This is a genomic window from Comamonas sp. 7D-2, from assembly GCF_022749555.1.
GTDB lineage: Bacteria > Pseudomonadota > Gammaproteobacteria > Burkholderiales > Burkholderiaceae_C > Comamonas > Comamonas thiooxydans.
Genome location: NZ_CP094238.1, coordinates 340,361 through 357,016 on the forward strand (window position 1 = coordinate 340,361; position 16,656 = coordinate 357,016).

The following is a 16,656-nucleotide window of genomic DNA, read 5'->3' on the forward strand; positions in this document are numbered from 1 at the left end:
ATTAACAATGTCTAAGCAAAAAATCCGCATCCGTCTGAAGGCTTTCGATTACAAGCTGATCGACCAGTCTGCAGCCGAAATCGTTGATACCGCCAAGCGTACCGGCGCCATCGTCAAGGGTCCCGTGCCCCTGCCGACACGCATGAAGCGCTTCGACATCCTGCGTTCGCCTCACGTCAACAAGACCAGCCGTGACCAGTTCGAAATCCGTACGCACCAGCGTCTGATGGACATCGTGGATCCGACTGACAAGACTGTTGACGCTCTGATGAAGCTGGACCTGCCCGCAGGTGTGGACGTCGAGATCAAACTGCAATAAGAGTTTTGAAAGCCTCGCAAGAGGCTTTTAAGGGTCTTTGTTTAACGCGAACTTGCTTGAAAAAGCAGTTCGCGTTAAAATTTGGAGCTTCGCCTTTGATGCGAAGTTTTATTAACCTTCTTTTGTGTGCTAGGCATGATTGCTAAAGCACAACGCTGGGCCAATTGCAGTTTCAGCGGCAAAAGTTTTGGAGCAAACAAATGAGTCTGAGCAACTCCCTGGGGTTGCTGGGTCGCAAGGTGGGCATGATGCGTCTGTTCACTGATGATGGGGACGCAGTGCCTGTCACAGTGGTGGATGTTTCTAACAACCGCGTGACTCAGGTCAAAACCCAAGAGAACGATGGCTATGTGGCCCTGCAGGTCACTTTCGGTGCACGCAAGGCTTCTCGCGTGACCAAGCCTCAAGCCGGCCACCTCGCCAAGGCGGGTGTCGAAGCCGGTGAAGTGACCCGTGAATTCCGCGTGACTGATGAAACCGCTGGCAAGTATGCCGCTGGTGCCGTTCTGCCTGTGGCAGAGCTGTTCAGCGTTGGCCAGAAGGTGGACGTGCAAGGCACCTCCATCGGTAAGGGTTACGCCGGCACGATCAAGCGCCACAACTTCAGTTCGCAGCGCGCTTCGCACGGTAACAGCCGTTCGCACAATGTTCCCGGTTCTATCGGTATGGCACAAGACCCCGGTCGCGTGTTCCCCGGTAAGCGTATGACTGGTCACATGGGCGACGAAACCGTCACTACTCAAAACCTCGACGTGGTTCGTATCGACGAAGCACGCCAACTGCTGTTGATCAAGGGTGCCATTCCTGGTGCCAAGGGTGGCTTCGTTTCCGTGCGCCCCGCGATCAAGGCTAAAGCTTCCAAAGGAGCGAACTAATGCAGCTCGAACTCCTGAATGAACAAGGCCAGGCCGCTTCCAAGGTGGAAGCTCCCGAGACTGTGTTCGGTCGTGAATTCAACGAAGATCTGGTCCACCAGCTGGTGACTGCCTACCGTGCCAACGCACGTCAAGGCACTCGCGCCCAGAAGGACCGTGAACAAGTGCGTCACACCACTGCCAAGCCTTTCAAGCAAAAGGGTACAGGCCGTGCACGTGCTGGTATGTCCTCCTCGCCTCTGTGGCGTGGCGGCGGTCGAATCTTCCCCAATCTGCCCGAAGAAAACTTCTCGCAGAAGATCAACAAGAAGATGTACCGCGCCGGCATGGCTTCCATCCTGTCTCAGCTGGCCCGCGAAGGCCGTCTGGCAGTTGTGGAATCCCTGACGCTGGATACCCCCAAGACCAAGGTGCTGGCAGACAAGTTCAAGGCTATGAACCTGTCTTCGTCGGTGATGGTGATCGCTGAAGAAATCGACGAGAACCTGTACCTGGCATCCCGCAATCTGAAGAACGTGTTCGTGGTTGAGCCGCGCTATGCAGACCCCGTGTCGCTGGTGCACTACAAGAAAGTGCTCGTCACCAAGGGTGCGATCGACAAACTCAAGGAGATGTTCGCATGAGCACTACCAAGTTTGACGAAGGTCGTCTGATGCAAGTGCTGGTCGCTCCCATCGTGTCCGAAAAGGCCACTCTGGTTGCTGAAAAGTCCAATGCTGTGACATTCAAGGTGCTGCAGAACGCTACCAAGCCCGAAATCAAGGCCGCTGTGGAATTGATGTTCAAGGTTGAAGTGGCTGGCGTGTCTGTGGTGAACACCAAGGGCAAGACCAAGCGCTTTGGCAAGACCGTGGGCCGTCGCGACAATGTGCGCAAGGCATACGTGATGCTCAAGCCCGGTCAAGAGCTGAACCTGTCTGGGGAGGCTGCGTAATCATGGCTGTTATCAAGCTCAAACCTACGACCCCCGGCCAACGCGGCGCGGTGAAGGTTACTCGCGACCACCTGCACAAGGGTGAGGGTTTTGCCCCCCTGCTGGAAGCTCAATTCCAGAAGGCCGGTCGTAATAACAACGGTCACATCACAACTCGCCACAAGGGCGGTGGTCACAAGCACCACTACCGTGTGGTGGACTTCAAGCGCAACAAGGACGGTATCCCCGCCAAGGTTGAGCGCATTGAATACGACCCCAACCGTACTGCCCACATCGCTCTGGTGTGCTACGCAGACGGCGAGCGTCGCTACGTCATTGCTCCTCGCAACCTGGAAGTCGGCGCTACCATCATCAGCGGCTCCGAAGCTCCTATCCGCGTGGGCAACACCCTGCCTATCCGCAACATCCCCGTGGGCTCGACCATCCACTGCATCGAACTGAAGATCGGTGCCGGTGCTCAGATCGCTCGCTCGGCTGGTACCTCCGCCACTCTGCTGGCTCGCGAAGGCATCTACGCTCAAGTGCGTATGCGTTCGGGCGAAGTCCGCAAGGTGCACATCGAGTGCCGCGCCACCATCGGTGAAGTTGCCAACGAAGAACACAGCCTGCGCCGTCTGGGCAAGGCCGGTGTGAAGCGTTGGATGGGTATTCGTCCTACCGTCCGCGGTACGGTCATGAACCCTGTCGACCACCCGCACGGTGGTGGTGAAGGTAAGACCGGTGAAGGCCGTCACCCAGTTGACCCATGGGGCAATCTGACGAAGGGCTACCGCACCCGTAACAACAAGCGCACACAGACCATGATCGTGTCGCGCCGTAAGAAGTAAGGGGTAGCAAATGACTCGTTCTCTTAAAAAGGGTCCGTTTGTTGACCATCACTTGCTGGCCAAGGTCGAAAAGGCCATCGCCACCAAGGACAAGAAGCCAGTGAAGACCTGGTCGCGTCGCTCCATGGTCCTGCCCGAGTTCATCGGTCTGACCATTGCCGTGCACAACGGCAAGCAACACGTGCCGGTTTATGTGACTGACCAGATGGTTGGCCACAAGCTGGGTGAATTCGCGCTGACTCGTACCTTCAAGGGTCACCCTGCGGACAAGAAAGCCAAGAAGTAAGGAATAGAACATGTCTGAAACACGTGCTGTTCTCCGTGGCGTCCGCCTGTCTGTTGACAAGGGTCGCCTGGTCGCGGATCTGATCCGCGGCAAGAAGGTGGATCAAGCTCTGAACATTCTCCAGTTCACGCAGAAAAAAGCTGCCGTGATCGTGAAGAAGGTTCTGGAATCCGCTATCGCCAACGCTGAGCACAACGACGGCGCCGATATCGACGAACTGAAGGTCAAGACCATCTACGTCGAGCAAGGCACTACGCTCAAGCGTTTCACTGCTCGCGCCAAGGGCCGCGGCAACCGCATCAGCAAGCCTACCTGCCACATCTACGTGACAGTGGGTAACTGAGGCCTTAAGGAAGAATATGGGACAGAAAATCCATCCTACCGGCTTCCGTCTGGCGGTGAGCCGCAACTGGGCAAGCCGCTGGTACGCTAGCAACCGTGACTTCGCCGGCATGCTGGCCGAAGACATCAAGGTGCGCGAGTACCTGAAGGCCAAGCTGAAGAACGCCGCCGTGGCTCGCGTTCTGATCGAGCGTCCTGCCAAGAACGCCCGCATCACCATTTTCTCGGCTCGTCCGGGCGTGGTGATCGGCAAGAAGGGTGAAGACATCGAAGCCCTGAAGAAGGAACTCGCTGCTCGCCTGGGCGTGCCCGTGGCTGTGAACATCGAAGAAGTGCGCAAGCCTGAAATCGATGCCAAGCTGATCGCTGACTCCATCTGCCAACAGCTGGAAAAGCGCATCATGTTCCGCCGCGCCATGAAGCGTGCCATGCAGAACGCCATGCGTCTGGGTGCTCAAGGCATCAAGATCATGTCTTCCGGTCGTCTGAACGGTATCGAAATCGCTCGTACCGAGTGGTACCGCGAAGGCCGCGTGCCTCTGCACACTCTGCGTGCCGACATCGACTACGGCTTCTCCGAAGCCAAGACGACTTACGGCATCATCGGCGTGAAGGTCTGGGTCTACAAGGGTGACACCCTGGGCCGCAACGATCTGCCCGCCGTGGAAACGCCCCGTCCTGAAGACGAGCGTCGTCCTCGTGGTCCCCGTCGTGACGGTCGCCGTGATGGCCGTGATGGCGCTGGCCGTGGTGGCCGTCGTCCCGCAGGCACCAATGCCGCTCCTGCCGATGGCAGCGACAAGCCTGCTGGCGCTGGTGCTGATTCCGTTAAGCGCGTTCGTAAGGCCGACGCGCCCGCTACAGCAGCGGACGGTAAAGGAGAATAAACATGCTGCAACCTGCACGCCGCAAGTTCCGTAAGGAACAAAAAGGCCGCAACACCGGCATCGCTACCCGTGGCAACTCCGTTGCCTTCGGCGATTTCGGTTTGAAGTCTACTGACCGTGGTCGTCTGACCGCACGCCAGATCGAAGCTGCACGTCGTGCAATTTCCCGTCACGTCAAGCGTGGTGGTCGTATCTGGATCCGCGTGTTCCCGGACAAGCCCATCTCTACCAAGCCCGCCGAAGTGCGTATGGGTAACGGTAAGGGCAACCCCGAGTACTACGTGGCCGAAATCCAGCCCGGCAAGGTGATCTACGAAATCGTGGGTGTGCCTGAAGAGCTGGCCCGTGAAGCGTTCCGCCTGGCTGCTGCAAAGCTGCCTCTGCGCACGACCTTCGTGTCCCGTCACATTGGTGCTTAAGGAGATCAACATGACGAAATCTGCTGAACTCCGCCAAAAAGACGTGGCTGGTCTGGAAGCTGAAGTGAAGTCCCTGCAAAAGGCTCACTTCGGTCTGCGCATGCAAAAGGCCACGCAACAACTGGGCAACACTGCGACCATCAAGGCTACACGCCGTGACATCGCTCGTGCCAAGACCATCCTTGCTGAAAAGCAAGCCGCCAAGTAAGGAGCCGACATGACGGAAGCTAAAACATCCCTCAAGCGCACCTTGATTGGCAAGGTGGTCAGCGACAAGCGTGCCAAGACTGTGACCGTTCTGGTGGAACGCCGCGTCAAGCACCCCATCTACGACAAGATCATGATCAAGTCGAGCAAGTACCACGCTCACGACGAGCAAGGTGAGTACAAGCTGGGTGACGTGGTTGAAATCACCGAGAGCCGTCCTCTCTCCAAGACCAAGAACTGGGTTGCTACCCGCTTGGTTCAAAAGGCTGCTCTGGTGTAAGCCTAACCAGGCCCGCCGGCTGCAAAGCCCTTGAAAACGACCCACAATGCTGTGGGTCGTTTTTTTATTTGGGCCGCCAAGAATGCGGTCCGTGCTTTGCAACAAAGGAGATAGTCATGATTAAAGTTGGTGATACCCTGCCCGCAGTGACCTTGATGGAATATGTGGAAGTGGAAGGCAATGGCTGCAGCCTTGGTCCCAACCCCGTGAAGCTGCCCGAGGCTCTGGCCGGCAAGACTATTGCCGTGTTTGCCGTGCCCGGCGCATTCACGCCCACCTGCTCCGAAAAGCACCTGCCAGGCTATGTGGCCAAGGCCGAAGAGCTCAAGGCTGCCGGCGTGGACGAAATCTGGTGCCTGGCCGTGAACGATGCTTTCGTGATGGGCGCCTGGGGCCGCGATCAGAAGGTGGCTGGCAAGGTGCGCATGATTGCCGACGGCGATGCGGCATTCGCCAAGGCGACCGGCCTGACGCTGGACCTGAACGGCAAGGGCCTGGGCCTGCGCGCCAACCGCTTCTCCATGCTGGTCAAGGACGGCAAGGTTGCGACCCTGAACGTGGAAGCTCCCGGCAAGTTTGAAGTCAGCGATGCCGGCACCATGCTGGCTCAAGCCAAGGCTTGATGGCTGAAGCCCTGAGTTGCTGGGCGCGGGAATGACGCTCTCGCCGCAAGGCGGCTTGGCACCACAGAAAAAAGGCATTGCCAAACTGGCAATGCCTTTTTCGCATCAGAGGCTCAGAACAGATTCGCCTTGAGGTAGTGCGCGCCTGGAAGCGGGTTGTGATAGTAAGGTTCGATGGGCTCGAAGCCCAGGTCCACATACAGTGCGCGGGCAGACTCCATGTCGTCCAGGGTGTCGAGCAGCACATGGTCATAGCCAGCCTGGCGGGCAATGTCGAGCATTGCTTCGGCCAGTTGACGCCCCAGGCCGAAGCCACGAAAAGCCTTGCGCACGAACAGGCGCTTCATCTCGGCGGCGTTGGGGTAGTCCGAGTCGTCCAGAGGACGCAGTGCGCAGCAGCCCGCAATGCTGCCATCCACGCGAGCCAGCAGAATCTGTCCACGAGGCGCAGCATATTCGCCAGGGAGGGCGGCGAGTTCGGATTCGAATCCTTGAAATTCCAGGTCGATGTTCAGGCTGTCCGCATACTCCTGAAAGATCTGGCGCACAGCACCCATTTCCTCCAGGCTGGGCGTCAGCAAGTCCACGGCAGGCTTGTCCACGGCAACTAGGCAATGATGAAAGAAGGCCCAGTGTAGCGGCAAGTGCTTTACATGGTTAAAGCAGCTGCCTGCAGCGTCAGAACTCAGAAAGCAGCGCTCTGGCCCAGTTGATGGACCCACCAGGAGAGAGCGCTTGCCACCACGGCCAGCAGTGCGGCCAGAACCCGGGTGCTGGCGGTGTCGCGGCTCGCAGCAACGGGTTCCTCCAGCAATTTGTCGCCCGTGACCATGGCCGGGACCAGTTTGTCGCCCTTGAGGCTGTAGCCGATGAGGGCCAGCAGATGCAGTGCGACCAGTGCGTAAATCAGGTACTGGCCCCAGTGGGCGTGGTAGTCGGTGGCCTTGGAGATCAGCTCGCCGGACACAAAACGCGTCAACGGTCCGCTGAAGGCAATTTCATCATCGCTCATCAGCCCGCTTGCTATCTGCGCTATCAGAACGATTAGCATCGCGATGACCGACAGTGAGCCCAGCGGGTTGTGGCCTGCGCGGTCCTGCGTGGTCGACGCGCCACTGAGATAACGCCTCATGGCCGCCGCAGAAGGGATGAAGCTGCCAAAGCGCGACCAGTACCCGCCGACCAGGCCCCAGAGAATGCGAAAGATCAGCAAGGCCAGCACGACCTGTCCCAGCAGCAGATGCCAGTTCATGGCATTGCCGCCCATCTTGGCGGTGACCACCAGGGCCACGATGCAGATTGCCAGCAGCCAGTGAAACAGCCGGGTGGGCAGATCCCAGATGCGTACCTTGTGTGGCCCTGCTGCGGCAGGTCGAATAGGGTTTGTCATGGCTTGTTCATCGCGAATCGACACCGGCATTGTGCCTGCATGGCGTCGAAAGCCAAGCCCGGAAGGGGCAGTGCGTGCTTTCATGTTCCTCTGCCATACTGGACAGGCAGCCGCCTGCGGCAGGCTGTAGAACCAAGAAAGGATACCCCGATGAAAGCTTTTTCCACTCTGGCATTCGCTGCTGTGGTTGCCACCGTGGCCCTGCCTGCCTCGGCACAGTTCGCCAAGGCTGAAGATGCCATCAAATACCGCCAGAGCGCCCTGAGCGTGCTGGGCACGCATTTCAGCCGTCTGGGCGCCATGGCCAATGGCAAGATGCCCTTCGATGCCAAGAGCGCGCAGGAAAGTGCGGAAATTGTGGCCTTCATGTCCAAGCTGCCCTGGGCCGGCTTCGGCGCCGGCACCGAAGGCGGCAAGGCCAAGCCTGAGGTGTGGAAGGAGCAGGCCAAGTTCCATGATCTGTCGGGCAAGATGGAAGCAGAAGTCGTCAAGCTCAATGCTGCCGCCAAGACCGGTAATCTGGACAATCTCAAGACGGCTTTCGGCCCGGCCGCCAATAGTTGCAAGAGCTGCCACGACAGCTTCCGGAATAAGTAGCCCCCTGAGCCGCTGCGCGGCTTCCCCCAGGGGACAGCATCTTCGCTGCGGAGCGACCCTTGCTCGATGCTCCAGGCATGAAAAAACCGACCATTGGTCGGTTTTTTTTGTGAGCTGCTGTCGCTTGCTATTTCTGTGTTTTAGGCGCTTTTGATGTTGAAATGACCTGCTATCAAGCGCTGTAAGCTATGGCTTTTAATCAAGCTGCAGCTGGTTGTGCCAGCAGCTTCTCGATCAGCTTGTGCAGTTGCTCAAAGTCAGGCGCGCCGATATAGCTTTTCACGATCTCGCCGCGCTTGTTGACGATGAAGGTGGTGGGTGTGAGTTGCACATCGCCCCAGGCCTTGGCCACGCTGCCGGTGTTGTCCAGCGCGACCTGGAAGGGCAGCTTGCGCGATTCGACAAAGTTCACGACATAGCTGGGCGGGTCGTAGCTCATGGCCACGGCCAGGGTGTCAAAGCCCTTGCCCTGGTACTTCTGGTAGGTGCTGATGATCTCGGGCATCTCTGCCACGCAGGTGGTGCAGCTGGTGGCCCAGAAGTTCACCAGCGTCACCTTGCCCTTGAGGTCGGCCGTGGTTTTCTGGCTGCCGTCCAGCAGCACAAAGGTGGATTGCGGCGCCGCGGTCTGCCCTGCACCCGAATACACCCAGGCCCCGACGCCGATGACGGCGGCCGCCACAATGCCTGCGATCCAATGTTTGCTTGCCATAGAGTTTGATTGTGCACAAATCTTCAGCACCTTGCTGATCTGTGGGTTGGTGTGTCAAACCCGCTAAAAGTTCAGTTCTTACTGCTTGACCCACGGGTCAACCCTAGGCTTGTGTGACAGGTCGGGCCCGTGCCGCTGCCGATAATGGGCCATGAAGAAAACCGGACTCTGGGCTGCGACGCTACTGGTCAGCTGCGCGCTGCTGGTCGCCTGCAGCCCGGCGCTGAACTGGCGCACCACCCAGCTCAAGGATGCGCCGCTGCAAGCACTCTTGCCCTGCGATGTGCAGACAGCCACCCGGCCGATAGAGCTGGGGCTGGGTCAGGTACAACTGTCGGTCGTGGGCTGCGAGGCCCAGGGCGCGACCTATGCGGTGTCGCATTTCGCCGTGGCCGAGCCTGCACGTGCTGCCGAGGCACTGACGTTCTGGCAGCAGGCAGTGCTGGCGCAGCTGAAGTCGGCAGACGGTGCTGCCGCAAGGCTCGATGCCAGGGGCGATGGCCTGTGGGTGCCCAAGGGCACGTTGAATCTGCCGCAGTCCCTGCGCATGACCTTCGAGGGGCTCGGTCCCCGGGGGCAGAAAGTGGTGGGGCATGGTCTGTGGTTTGCTCGCCTGGAGGGCAGTGGCGCCAGGGTCTATCACGCAGTGATCTATGCCGACAAGCTCAGGTCTGCCGAGGCCGAGATGTTTTTTTCGGGTCTGCAATTGCAATAAGTCCCATCCAGATCATGAGCTTTGTGCTTCATCCACCTCATTGCCCTTGTTGATGGCGGCAACAGGCCATAATTTGCTTTCAAGAACTGTGACTACATGACCACGCGCATTCTTTTGCTCACTCACGCTCCTCTGGCCGCTGCATTGCGCGAATGCGCCCTGCATGTGTTTGCCGATAGCGCTGACGACTTGCTGGCCCTGGACGTGCCTTCCGAAGAGGCGCCCGAGGCCACGCTGGAGCGCGCCCTGGCCATGCTGGTGGCGCATGGCGGTCTGGATGCACCGACCCTGGTGCTGACCGATCTGTTTGGCGCCACCCCATGCAATGTGGCCCAGCGTCTCACGGGCCTGTTGCAGGCCAGGCTGGTGGCGGGCGTGAACTTGCCCATGCTTTTGCGCTCCATAGGCTATCGGCATGAGCCGCTGGATGCCCTGGTTTCGCGGGCCATGGTGGGCGGCAGCCAGGGGGTGATGCAGGTGGCCGGCAGTTCCCGACAAAATCAAAGCGCACGACCTTCCAATGATCAAGACCAATATCACCATCAGCAATAAATTGGGCCTGCATGCCCGTGCATCGGCCAAGCTCACCAAGCTCGCCGGCAGCTTCCCCTGCGAGGTCTGGCTGACCAAGGGCGAGCGCCGCGTCAATGCCAAGAGCATCATGGGCGTGATGATGCTGGCGGCGGGCATAGGCTCCGAGCTGGAGCTGGAAACCGATGGCGCACAGGAGCAGGAAGCCACGGATGCGCTGGTGGCCCTGATCAATGACAAGTTTGGCGAAGGCCAGTAAAGGCTGCCTCGCCTGTGCCGCGGCTTGACCGCGTGCAGGTGGCAGTTGGACGGTTAGCTCTTTTGATAGCAGGCAGGGTCTTGCTGTTAATGAAGTAGAGCGGTTTTGATGCTGTAGTGCAGCGATAGTTGGCGCTGACTGCTGCAAAAACAAGAGCAAGAAGCAAGCAAAAAGCAATCGCGAAATTCGCGAAAGGGCATTCGCCATGACATTTGCCATCCACGGCCTGGCCGTCTCACGGGGGGTTGCCATCGGGCGCGCGGTCGTTGTGGCCTCCAGTCGCATGGAGGTGGTGCACTACTTCATCCGGCCCGATCAGGTGGAGTCGGAGATCCAGCGTGCCCGCACGGCACGCAATGCGGTGATTGATGAGCTGCGCCGGCTTCAGGAGGAAATGCCCAAGGACGCGCCCGGCGAGCTTGATGCGCTGCTCGATGTGCATCTGATGCTGCTGCAGGACCAGGCACTGGCCGAGGCCATCCGCAACTGGATCTCGGAGCGTCTGTATAACGCCGAATGGGCGCTGACCACGCAGCTGGAAATCGTCTCGCGCCAGTTCGACGAGATGGACGACGAGTACCTGCGCGAGCGCAAGGCCGATCTGGAGCAGGTAGTGGAGCGCATTCTGCGCCACATGAAGGGCGCGGCCAGTCCGCTTGCGCAGGTTGCTCCACCGTTGTCTCCGACGGGCGCTGCACCTGCAACCGATGGACAGCAGCTGCCTCTCGACGTCACCACGGAAACCCCGCTGGTGCTGGTGGCACAAGACCTGTCGCCAGCGGACATGCTGCAGTTCAAGAGCAAGGTCTTTGCGGGCTTCATCACGGCCGTGGGCGGCAAGACCAGCCACACGGCCATCGTCGCACGCAGCATGGACATTCCGGCCGTGGTTGGCGCGCGGGCCGCAAGCCAGCTGATTCGCCAGGATGACTGGGTCATCATCGACGGCAACGAGGGCGTGGTCATCGTGGACCCCACACCCATCATCCTGGCGGAGTACAGCTTTCGCCAGCGCCAGACCGAACTGGAGCGCGAGCGCCTGACCCGTCTGCGCTACACGCCGTCCCTCACCATGGATGGGCAGAAGGTGGAGTTGCTGGCCAATATCGAGCAGCCCAGCGACGGGGCGGCGGCCGTGCGGGCTGGCGCAGTCGGGGTGGGGCTGTTCCGTACCGAGTTTCTGTTCATGGGGCGCAGCGGCAATCTGCCCGGCGAGGAAGAGCAGTACCGTGCCTATCGCGAGGCCATAGACGGCATGCAAGGCATGCCGGTCACCATCCGCACGCTGGACGTGGGGGCCGACAAGCCGCTGGACAAGGCACAGCCCAAGGACTACTACCTCAACCCTGCGCTGGGCCTGCGCGCCATACGCTGGAGTCTGGCCGACCCCGTGATGTTCCGCACCCAGCTGCGCGCCGTTCTGCGCGCGGCAGCGCACGGGCAGATCAAGCTGCTGTTTCCCATGCTGGCCCATCGCAGCGAGATCGAGCAGACCCTGGCCCAGTTGCGCCAGGCGCAGCATGAGCTCGATGTGCGCGGCGTCGCCTACGGCCCGGTCAAGCTGGGCGCCATGATCGAGATTCCGGCGGCCGCCCTGACGGTGCGCAGCTTTCTCCAATATTTCGACTTTCTGTCCATAGGCACCAACGACCTGATCCAGTACACGCTGGCCATCGACCGTGCCGACGAAACCGTGGCCCATCTCTACGACCCCATGCATCCGGCGGTGTTGCGCCTGGTGGCGGAGGTCATCGCAGCGGCCAATGCCGCAGGCAAGGAAGTCAGCGTTTGCGGCGAAATGGCCGGTGATCTGAGCATGACCCGGCTGCTTTTGGGCCTGGGGCTGCGCAGCTTTTCCATGCACCCCGCGCAGATTCTGGCCGTCAAGCAGGAGGTGCTGCGTGCGGACTCCAGCAAGCTTGCTCCCTGGGCCACCGAGGTGCTGGGCAGCGAATGCCCGGCGCAGATGCTGGCGCCCTGAAGAACCCAGGGAACGACCTCGAGGCCGGCAGAAAAGGGATGGATGAATTACGCACATTCGCAGGAAATCGCCCGTGCGCTCGAGCCGGTGCTGGAAGAGGCAGCGCTTGCGCAGCAACTGGCTGCGCAAGCCAGGCCGGCCGTGTGGCTGCAGACCACTGCGGTGAAGGATGAAGCGGAGATTGCGTCCGGCAGCACCAAACTTGGCGGCTGTCCCGACCTGCCAGCCGGTGTGGCCTGGCCCGAGCGAGGACGCTATCCGGACCATGAGCAGCGGGTGAAGCCCCATCGCGAAGACAGCCTTGCTCCCGACAGCCGTTGGCGATGGGCCAGGCCGGAGCAAGTCCAGCTATTTCGCAAAGAGGCCTTGCAGCACGTCGCAAGGCTTGAAAGCACTTTTCCGCTGAGCTTTGTGGCGCAGATCAACTTCGCCGAAGCTCGCTCCGCCGGGACTCTGGATGCGGATTTCCCCGAGTCTGGACTGCTGTCCGTCTTCTACGACCTGATGGAGCAGCCCTGGGGTTTCGATCCTGCCGATGCCTGTGCGCTGAAGCTGATCTTCTCCGAGGGCGATGCCGAGCTCGAGCGGCGCCCGCAACCGCCGGCGCTGCTAGAGCTGCCCGATCACTGCCAGCTCGCTCCTATGGCCTGCGAACTGCATGCCTGCGTCACGGCCTTGCCCCTGGAGAGCGCCGAGTGGGGTTCGCAGGGCCTGGAGCTTGACGAAGAGCAGCGTGACCGCTTTGTCGAATGGTGGTTCGATGACGCACAAAACGCTGCCAGCAGCGGTGGAGAGGATAGCGGCTGCCATCGCATCGGTGGCTGGCCCACACCCGTCCAGGGGGATATGCAGACCGAATGCGCGCTGGTGGCTGCGGGGCATTACTGCGGTAATGGCGATGCCTACGCGGACGAGGCCACGCGGGCCGTTCGCGATACCGCAACGCAGTGGCTTTTGCTGCTGCAGATAGGCTGCGATGAAAAAGGCGGCATGGGCTGGGGCGATGAAGGCCAGCTCTATCTGTGGATGCGCCGAGACGATCTGCGCGCACGTCGCTTTGACCGGGCGCGGTTGGTGCTGCAGTGTTGCTGAAACCCGCCTGCGCCGTGGCTGCAGGTGTCAACGGTTGCGAAATGGCTGCGAAACAGGTGTTTGGAGATTTCTTTTTGTGGGAAATGAAAATTAATTGATATTGATTCTCATTTGATGTTACTATCCATCCCAGCTTGCAGCACAGGACTCTGGTGGGGTATCAAGTGCTGCATGGCTCAGTTTCATCGTGGGGCGACTCGTCGGGCCTGTTCAGCCTGCAGTCGTTTTTGCCAGCCAGCGGTTTGCCGGTTAGCCAGGCGTTTTTTCGATGCAAACAGTGGGTTATCAAATTTCATAGCTCTTGGCGCATGGTCTGTAACGATCCTGCTATGAATTGACTACGTAAGCTTTACTAGAAAAGCGCAACAAGCTCCTTATTCAGGAGCTTTATTTTTTTGGCAAATCCTGGAGCGTGCAGCACTGCTCGTCGCGTGCGGCCATGAAAAAAGCAGCCCTCGGGCTGCTTGTGGGTGAGTACTTTCTTCGGTGCTCAGACGCCTGCGGCATGTGCCTGCTGGTCGGCGTGGTAGCTGGAGCGCACCATGGCGCCGACGGCGGCGTGGGTGAAGCCCATCTTGTAGGCCTCTTGCTCGAACATCTTGAAGGTGTCGGGGTGCACATAACGGCGCACGGGCAGGTGGCTGTTGGTGGGCGCCAGATACTGGCCGATGGTCAGCATGTCGATGTTGTGGGCACGCATATCGCGCATCACCTGCAGGATTTCCTCGTCCGTCTCGCCCAGGCCCACCATGATGCCGCTCTTGGTCGGGACATCGGGGTGCAGTTCCTTGAACTTCTTGAGCAGGTTCAGGCTGAACTGATAGTCGGAGCCGGGGCGCGCTTCCTTGTACAGGCGCGGCGCGGTTTCCAGATTGTGGTTCATCACATCGGGGGGGGCCGACTTGAGGATTTCCAGCGCGCGGTCGTCACGGCCGCGGAAGTCGGGCACCAGGATCTCGATCTGCGTCTCGGGCGAGAGCTCGCGGATGTTCTTGATGCATTCCACGAAGTGGCCCGAGCCGCCGTCGCGCAGGTCGTCGCGGTCCACGCTGGTGATCACCACGTACTTCAGGCGCAGCGCGGCAATGGTGCGCGCCAGATTCAGCGGCTCGTTCACGTCCAGCGGATCGGGGCGGCCATGGCCCACGTCGCAGAAGGGGCAGCGGCGCGTGCACTTGTCGCCCATGATCATGAAGGTGGCTGTGCCCTTGCCGAAGCATTCGCCGATATTCGGGCAGCTGGCTTCCTCGCAGACCGTGTGCAGATTGTTCTTGCGCAGAATGTCCTTGATTTCGTAAAAGCGCGTGCTGGGGCTGCCGGCCTTGACGCGGATCCATTCCGGCTTTTTGAGGACTTCGGCCTGCTCCACCTTCACGGGGATGCGTGCCAGCTTGGCGGCAGCCTTCTGCTTGGCCAGCGGGTTGTAGTTTTCGGCGGACTGCGCTTCGCGCACGACTTCATTGGTGCTCATGATCTTGCCTTCAGGGTGAGAGACGCGCCTTCAGCTGGCGGCCCAGCACGGATGCGGCCTCGTCCCAGGTTGTCTGTACGCCGATTGTAGAAAGGTCCACCGTTCTCAGCCCTGCGTATCCGCAAGGGTTGATTCGCAAATAAGGTTCCAAATCCATATCGACATTGAGGGCCACTCCGTGGTAGGTGCTGTGGCGGCTGACCTTGATACCCAGGGCGGCAATCTTGCCCAGGCCCTCGAAATGCGGCTCGGGCGCCGGGCTGCCCGGTTCGCGATGTTGCGGACGCTGCTCCAGCATGGCATGGCTGCGCGGATCGTCCAGGCGCACATAGATGCCGGGGGCGCCTGCCACGCGGTGGCCGGTGACGCCGAAATGATCCAGCGTGCGGATCACCGCATCTTCCAGCCGATACACATACTCTTTGACGAAGTAGCCCATGCGTTGCAGATCCAGCAGCGGATAGGCCACCACCTGACCGGGGCCGTGATAGGTCACCTGGCCGCCGCGATTGGTTGCCACCACGGGAATATCGCCGGGGTTCAGAACATTTTCAATTTTGCCGGCCAGCCCCTGGGTGAAGTGGGGTGAGTGCTCGCATACCCATACTTCGTCACGTGTAGCCGAGTTGCGTGTGCGCGTGAACTCCTGCATCGCGACCACGGTTGCTTCATAGCCGGTGCGGCCCAGAAAGCGCAGGTCCATGGCTTCGGGGGGCTGCAAGGCGGAAGCAATCGGGTTATGGCTCACAGCACGACCTTCACCAGGGGGTGAGAGGTCAGTGCGCGGTAGGTATCGTCCAGCTGCTCGCGGCTGGTGGCCGTGATGGTGATGGTCACGCCCAGGTAGTTGCCGCCAGAGCTGGGGCGCAGCTCCACCGTGCTGGCGTCAAAGCTGGGGTCGAATTTTTCGGCGATCTTGGTGATTTCATGCACCAGATGCTCATTCTTGACGCCCATCACCTTGATGGGGAACTGGCTCGGATACTCGATCAGCGAATCCTTGCGCGGGTCTTCTTGCTGGCCGTTCTCGTTGGCGGCAGATGGGTTGGGCGTGTCGCTCATGAAGAGTCCTTGGCTGGAATGAAAAATTGCCGTTGGTGAAACAGCCGGTCAATGAGTAAGAAAGATTGTGCGCCACGCCGGGCAGCCCTGCGCGCGTGGGCCTAATCCATGGCTTGGCGAGGCCCGCCAACCGGCAAAGCCCCTGGTAGGCGGCAGACAATTCAGGGTAATCAGGTATTTCAATTAGGGCACACTCGCGCCGCACCAAAGCTGAGGGTGGCAGATGTTGTCACTCAGCGACAACCCTCAGGTCTTGTCAAAGACGTTTTGCGCATGACAGTATCAACCCCTATCTAACGACGGGGGTTTTTACTTATAATCAGAGGCTTTGTAAAAAAGTCTTGCCTGGTCAGCGGTGTGAAAGAAAACATGACAAACATGCCCGCTGATTTTCAGGATGAGGACGAAGTCGAAGACTTCAAGCCCCTGACTGCACAAGAAGCCTCTGCATGGCGTTCGCGCTTTCCGCAGGTTTCTGTCTGGCGCATCGTCATCGTTCAGACGCTGGTCGGCGTTATCGTGGCTTTGCTGTCGTGGTTGATGACGGGGCGAGCAGCCGCAGGCTGGTCGGCGGCGTATGGAGCGCTGGCGGTCGTGTTGCCAGCAGCGCTGTTTGCAAGAGGTGTGGTTCGTCAACGGCCGGGAGGTGCCGGGGCGGCCATGGCGGGGATTTTCGGTTGGGAACTGGTGAAGCTGGTGCTGTGCATCGCGATGCTGGCGGCTGCGCCAAAGTTGGTTCCCGATCTCAGTTGGCTGGCGTTGCTGGCCGGTTTGATTGTTGTGATGAAAACGTATTGGGTTGCACTGCTGGTGCGATCCAGTGTCCGAAAAACTGAAGCTTAAGAAG

At 59.9% G+C, this 16,656-nt stretch carries 25 protein-coding genes; 19 read left to right on the forward strand and 6 right to left on the reverse strand.

Annotated features, from left to right (window positions below):
- Positions 1-7 precede the first annotated feature (7 nt).
- From rpsJ to MPZ60_RS01560, 12 genes are all read left to right on the forward strand, one after another.
- Positions 8-319 (forward strand): 30S ribosomal protein S10, encoded by a 312-nt coding sequence (rpsJ, locus tag MPZ60_RS01505; protein WP_003059431.1) that lies wholly within the window; start codon positions 8-10, stop codon positions 317-319.
- A gap of 200 nt (positions 320-519) precedes the next feature.
- Positions 520-1,194: a 50S ribosomal protein L3 gene (gene rplC, locus MPZ60_RS01510; protein WP_003059417.1), complete on the forward strand. Its 675-nt coding sequence runs from the start codon at positions 520-522 to the stop codon at positions 1,192-1,194.
- A complete protein-coding gene (gene rplD, locus MPZ60_RS01515; protein ID WP_003065421.1) occupies positions 1,194-1,817 on the forward strand; it encodes a 50S ribosomal protein L4 in 624 nt (207 codons plus the stop codon). The genes rplC and rplD overlap by 1 nt, the downstream gene beginning before the upstream one ends.
- Complete coding sequence (gene rplW, locus MPZ60_RS01520; protein ID WP_003059415.1) at positions 1,814-2,128, forward strand: 50S ribosomal protein L23; 315 nt, start codon at positions 1,814-1,816, stop codon at positions 2,126-2,128. Before rplD ends, rplW begins: the two co-directional genes overlap by 4 nt.
- A gap of 2 nt (positions 2,129-2,130) precedes the next feature.
- On the forward strand, positions 2,131-2,955 hold the full coding sequence (rplB, locus tag MPZ60_RS01525; RefSeq protein ID WP_003059414.1) for a 50S ribosomal protein L2: 825 nt from the start codon (positions 2,131-2,133) through the stop codon (positions 2,953-2,955).
- Positions 2,956-2,965: 10 nt separating this feature from the next.
- The gene (gene rpsS / locus MPZ60_RS01530; RefSeq protein ID WP_003059413.1) at positions 2,966-3,241 is read left to right on the forward strand and encodes a 30S ribosomal protein S19; all 276 of its coding nucleotides are present in this window, start codon (positions 2,966-2,968) and stop codon (positions 3,239-3,241) included.
- Between the two features lie 10 nt (positions 3,242-3,251).
- On the forward strand, positions 3,252-3,584 hold the full coding sequence (gene rplV, locus MPZ60_RS01535; RefSeq protein ID WP_003059408.1) for a 50S ribosomal protein L22: 333 nt from the start codon (positions 3,252-3,254) through the stop codon (positions 3,582-3,584).
- Positions 3,585-3,600: 16 nt separating this feature from the next.
- Positions 3,601-4,470, forward strand: a complete 870-nt coding sequence (gene rpsC / locus MPZ60_RS01540) for a 30S ribosomal protein S3 (protein WP_003059406.1) — start codon at positions 3,601-3,603, stop codon at positions 4,468-4,470.
- Positions 4,471-4,472: 2 nt separating this feature from the next.
- Complete coding sequence (rplP, locus tag MPZ60_RS01545; protein WP_003059405.1) at positions 4,473-4,889, forward strand: 50S ribosomal protein L16; 417 nt, start codon at positions 4,473-4,475, stop codon at positions 4,887-4,889.
- 10 nt (positions 4,890-4,899) lie between these two features.
- Positions 4,900-5,097, forward strand: a complete 198-nt coding sequence (gene rpmC, locus MPZ60_RS01550) for a 50S ribosomal protein L29 (RefSeq protein WP_003059403.1) — start codon at positions 4,900-4,902, stop codon at positions 5,095-5,097.
- Positions 5,098-5,106: 9 nt separating this feature from the next.
- Positions 5,107-5,376, forward strand: a complete 270-nt coding sequence (gene rpsQ / locus MPZ60_RS01555; protein ID WP_003059401.1) for a 30S ribosomal protein S17 — start codon at positions 5,107-5,109, stop codon at positions 5,374-5,376.
- A gap of 116 nt (positions 5,377-5,492) precedes the next feature.
- On the forward strand, positions 5,493-5,999 hold the full coding sequence (locus MPZ60_RS01560) for a peroxiredoxin (protein WP_034359041.1): 507 nt from the start codon (positions 5,493-5,495) through the stop codon (positions 5,997-5,999).
- Between the two features lie 113 nt (positions 6,000-6,112).
- On the opposite strand, the gene MPZ60_RS01565 is transcribed toward MPZ60_RS01560, so the two are convergent.
- Together MPZ60_RS01565 and MPZ60_RS01570 are read right to left on the reverse strand one after the other, a co-directional pair.
- Complete coding sequence (locus MPZ60_RS01565; protein WP_034359042.1) at positions 6,113-6,601, reverse strand: GNAT family N-acetyltransferase; 489 nt, start codon at positions 6,599-6,601, stop codon at positions 6,113-6,115.
- An 83-nt stretch (positions 6,602-6,684) separates the two neighbouring features.
- Positions 6,685-7,419, reverse strand: coding sequence for a cytochrome b/b6 domain-containing protein (locus MPZ60_RS01570; protein ID WP_080745943.1), 735 nt, complete (start codon positions 7,417-7,419; stop codon positions 6,685-6,687).
- 120 nt (positions 7,420-7,539) lie between these two features.
- Between MPZ60_RS01570 and MPZ60_RS01575 the strand changes: the two genes are divergently transcribed.
- Entirely contained in the window at positions 7,540-7,986 is a 447-nt protein-coding gene (locus MPZ60_RS01575) for a cytochrome c (protein WP_034359043.1), read from the forward strand.
- 199 nt (positions 7,987-8,185) lie between these two features.
- On the opposite strand, the gene MPZ60_RS01580 is transcribed toward MPZ60_RS01575, so the two are convergent.
- Positions 8,186-8,698, reverse strand: a complete 513-nt coding sequence (locus MPZ60_RS01580; RefSeq protein WP_242881950.1) for a TlpA disulfide reductase family protein — start codon at positions 8,696-8,698, stop codon at positions 8,186-8,188.
- A gap of 151 nt (positions 8,699-8,849) precedes the next feature.
- Here MPZ60_RS01580 and MPZ60_RS01585 point away from each other — a divergent pair, with 151 nt between their 5' ends.
- From MPZ60_RS01585 to MPZ60_RS01605, 5 genes are all read left to right on the forward strand, one after another.
- Positions 8,850-9,413 carry a hypothetical protein gene (locus MPZ60_RS01585; protein WP_034359047.1) on the forward strand — a complete coding sequence of 188 codons (564 nt, stop codon included), beginning with the start codon at positions 8,850-8,852 and terminating at the stop codon, positions 9,411-9,413.
- A 96-nt stretch (positions 9,414-9,509) separates the two neighbouring features.
- Positions 9,510-9,965 (forward strand): PTS sugar transporter subunit IIA, encoded by a 456-nt coding sequence (locus MPZ60_RS01590; protein ID WP_034359049.1) that lies wholly within the window; start codon positions 9,510-9,512, stop codon positions 9,963-9,965.
- Complete coding sequence (locus MPZ60_RS01595) at positions 9,934-10,203, forward strand: HPr family phosphocarrier protein (protein WP_034359051.1); 270 nt, start codon at positions 9,934-9,936, stop codon at positions 10,201-10,203. Before MPZ60_RS01590 ends, MPZ60_RS01595 begins: the two co-directional genes overlap by 32 nt.
- Before the next feature lie 205 nt (positions 10,204-10,408).
- The gene (gene ptsP, locus MPZ60_RS01600; protein ID WP_034359054.1) at positions 10,409-12,184 is read left to right on the forward strand and encodes a phosphoenolpyruvate--protein phosphotransferase; all 1,776 of its coding nucleotides are present in this window, start codon (positions 10,409-10,411) and stop codon (positions 12,182-12,184) included.
- A 42-nt stretch (positions 12,185-12,226) separates the two neighbouring features.
- Entirely contained in the window at positions 12,227-13,276 is a 1,050-nt protein-coding gene (locus MPZ60_RS01605) for a YwqG family protein (RefSeq protein ID WP_034359056.1), read from the forward strand.
- Between the two features lie 490 nt (positions 13,277-13,766).
- Here the strand turns inward: MPZ60_RS01605 and lipA are convergent, their stop codons facing one another.
- Genes lipA through MPZ60_RS01620 form a run of 3 tightly spaced genes read right to left on the reverse strand, consistent with a single transcriptional unit; the run spans position 13,767 to position 15,809 of the window.
- Positions 13,767-14,747, reverse strand: coding sequence for a lipoyl synthase (gene lipA / locus MPZ60_RS01610; RefSeq protein WP_003059385.1), 981 nt, complete (start codon positions 14,745-14,747; stop codon positions 13,767-13,769).
- Between the two features lie 10 nt (positions 14,748-14,757).
- A complete protein-coding gene (lipB, locus tag MPZ60_RS01615; protein WP_034359058.1) occupies positions 14,758-15,450 on the reverse strand; it encodes a lipoyl(octanoyl) transferase LipB in 693 nt (230 codons plus the stop codon).
- 41 nt (positions 15,451-15,491) lie between these two features.
- Positions 15,492-15,809, reverse strand: a complete 318-nt coding sequence (locus MPZ60_RS01620; protein ID WP_003065410.1) for a YbeD family protein — start codon at positions 15,807-15,809, stop codon at positions 15,492-15,494.
- Positions 15,810-16,187: 378 nt separating this feature from the next.
- Here MPZ60_RS01620 and MPZ60_RS01625 point away from each other — a divergent pair, with 378 nt between their 5' ends.
- The gene (locus tag MPZ60_RS01625) at positions 16,188-16,652 is read left to right on the forward strand and encodes an ATP synthase subunit I (RefSeq protein WP_003065409.1); all 465 of its coding nucleotides are present in this window, start codon (positions 16,188-16,190) and stop codon (positions 16,650-16,652) included.
- Positions 16,653-16,656 lie beyond the last annotated feature (4 nt).

Coding starts and splice junctions, on each gene's coding strand:
- rpsC (WP_003059406.1), top strand. CDS start 3,601: ATGGGACAGAAAATCCATCCTACCGGCTTCCGTCTGGCGGTGAGCCGC.
- MPZ60_RS01575 (WP_034359043.1), top strand. CDS start 7,540: ATGAAAGCTTTTTCCACTCTGGCATTCGCTGCTGTGGTTGCCACCGTG.
- rplD (WP_003065421.1), top strand. CDS start 1,194: ATGCAGCTCGAACTCCTGAATGAACAAGGCCAGGCCGCTTCCAAGGTG.
- rplW (WP_003059415.1), top strand. CDS start 1,814: ATGAGCACTACCAAGTTTGACGAAGGTCGTCTGATGCAAGTGCTGGTC.
- MPZ60_RS01570 (WP_080745943.1), bottom strand. CDS start 7,419: ATGCCGGTGTCGATTCGCGATGAACAAGCCATGACAAACCCTATTCGA.
- rpsQ (WP_003059401.1), top strand. CDS start 5,107: ATGACGGAAGCTAAAACATCCCTCAAGCGCACCTTGATTGGCAAGGTG.
- MPZ60_RS01595 (WP_034359051.1), top strand. CDS start 9,934: ATGATCAAGACCAATATCACCATCAGCAATAAATTGGGCCTGCATGCC.
- lipA (WP_003059385.1), bottom strand. CDS start 14,747: ATGAGCACCAATGAAGTCGTGCGCGAAGCGCAGTCCGCCGAAAACTAC.
- rplV (WP_003059408.1), top strand. CDS start 3,252: ATGTCTGAAACACGTGCTGTTCTCCGTGGCGTCCGCCTGTCTGTTGAC.
- rpmC (WP_003059403.1), top strand. CDS start 4,900: ATGACGAAATCTGCTGAACTCCGCCAAAAAGACGTGGCTGGTCTGGAA.
- lipB (WP_034359058.1), bottom strand. CDS start 15,450: ATGGACCTGCGCTTTCTGGGCCGCACCGGCTATGAAGCAACCGTGGTC.
- MPZ60_RS01590 (WP_034359049.1), top strand. CDS start 9,510: ATGACCACGCGCATTCTTTTGCTCACTCACGCTCCTCTGGCCGCTGCA.
- MPZ60_RS01625 (WP_003065409.1), top strand. CDS start 16,188: ATGCCCGCTGATTTTCAGGATGAGGACGAAGTCGAAGACTTCAAGCCC.
- rpsS (WP_003059413.1), top strand. CDS start 2,966: ATGACTCGTTCTCTTAAAAAGGGTCCGTTTGTTGACCATCACTTGCTG.
- ptsP (WP_034359054.1), top strand. CDS start 10,409: ATGACATTTGCCATCCACGGCCTGGCCGTCTCACGGGGGGTTGCCATC.
- rplC (WP_003059417.1), top strand. CDS start 520: ATGAGTCTGAGCAACTCCCTGGGGTTGCTGGGTCGCAAGGTGGGCATG.
- MPZ60_RS01620 (WP_003065410.1), bottom strand. CDS start 15,809: ATGAGCGACACGCCCAACCCATCTGCCGCCAACGAGAACGGCCAGCAA.
- rpsJ (WP_003059431.1), top strand. CDS start 8: ATGTCTAAGCAAAAAATCCGCATCCGTCTGAAGGCTTTCGATTACAAG.
- rplB (WP_003059414.1), top strand. CDS start 2,131: ATGGCTGTTATCAAGCTCAAACCTACGACCCCCGGCCAACGCGGCGCG.
- rplP (WP_003059405.1), top strand. CDS start 4,473: ATGCTGCAACCTGCACGCCGCAAGTTCCGTAAGGAACAAAAAGGCCGC.
- MPZ60_RS01580 (WP_242881950.1), bottom strand. CDS start 8,698: ATGGCAAGCAAACATTGGATCGCAGGCATTGTGGCGGCCGCCGTCATC.
- MPZ60_RS01605 (WP_034359056.1), top strand. CDS start 12,227: ATGAATTACGCACATTCGCAGGAAATCGCCCGTGCGCTCGAGCCGGTG.
- MPZ60_RS01585 (WP_034359047.1), top strand. CDS start 8,850: ATGAAGAAAACCGGACTCTGGGCTGCGACGCTACTGGTCAGCTGCGCG.
- MPZ60_RS01560 (WP_034359041.1), top strand. CDS start 5,493: ATGATTAAAGTTGGTGATACCCTGCCCGCAGTGACCTTGATGGAATAT.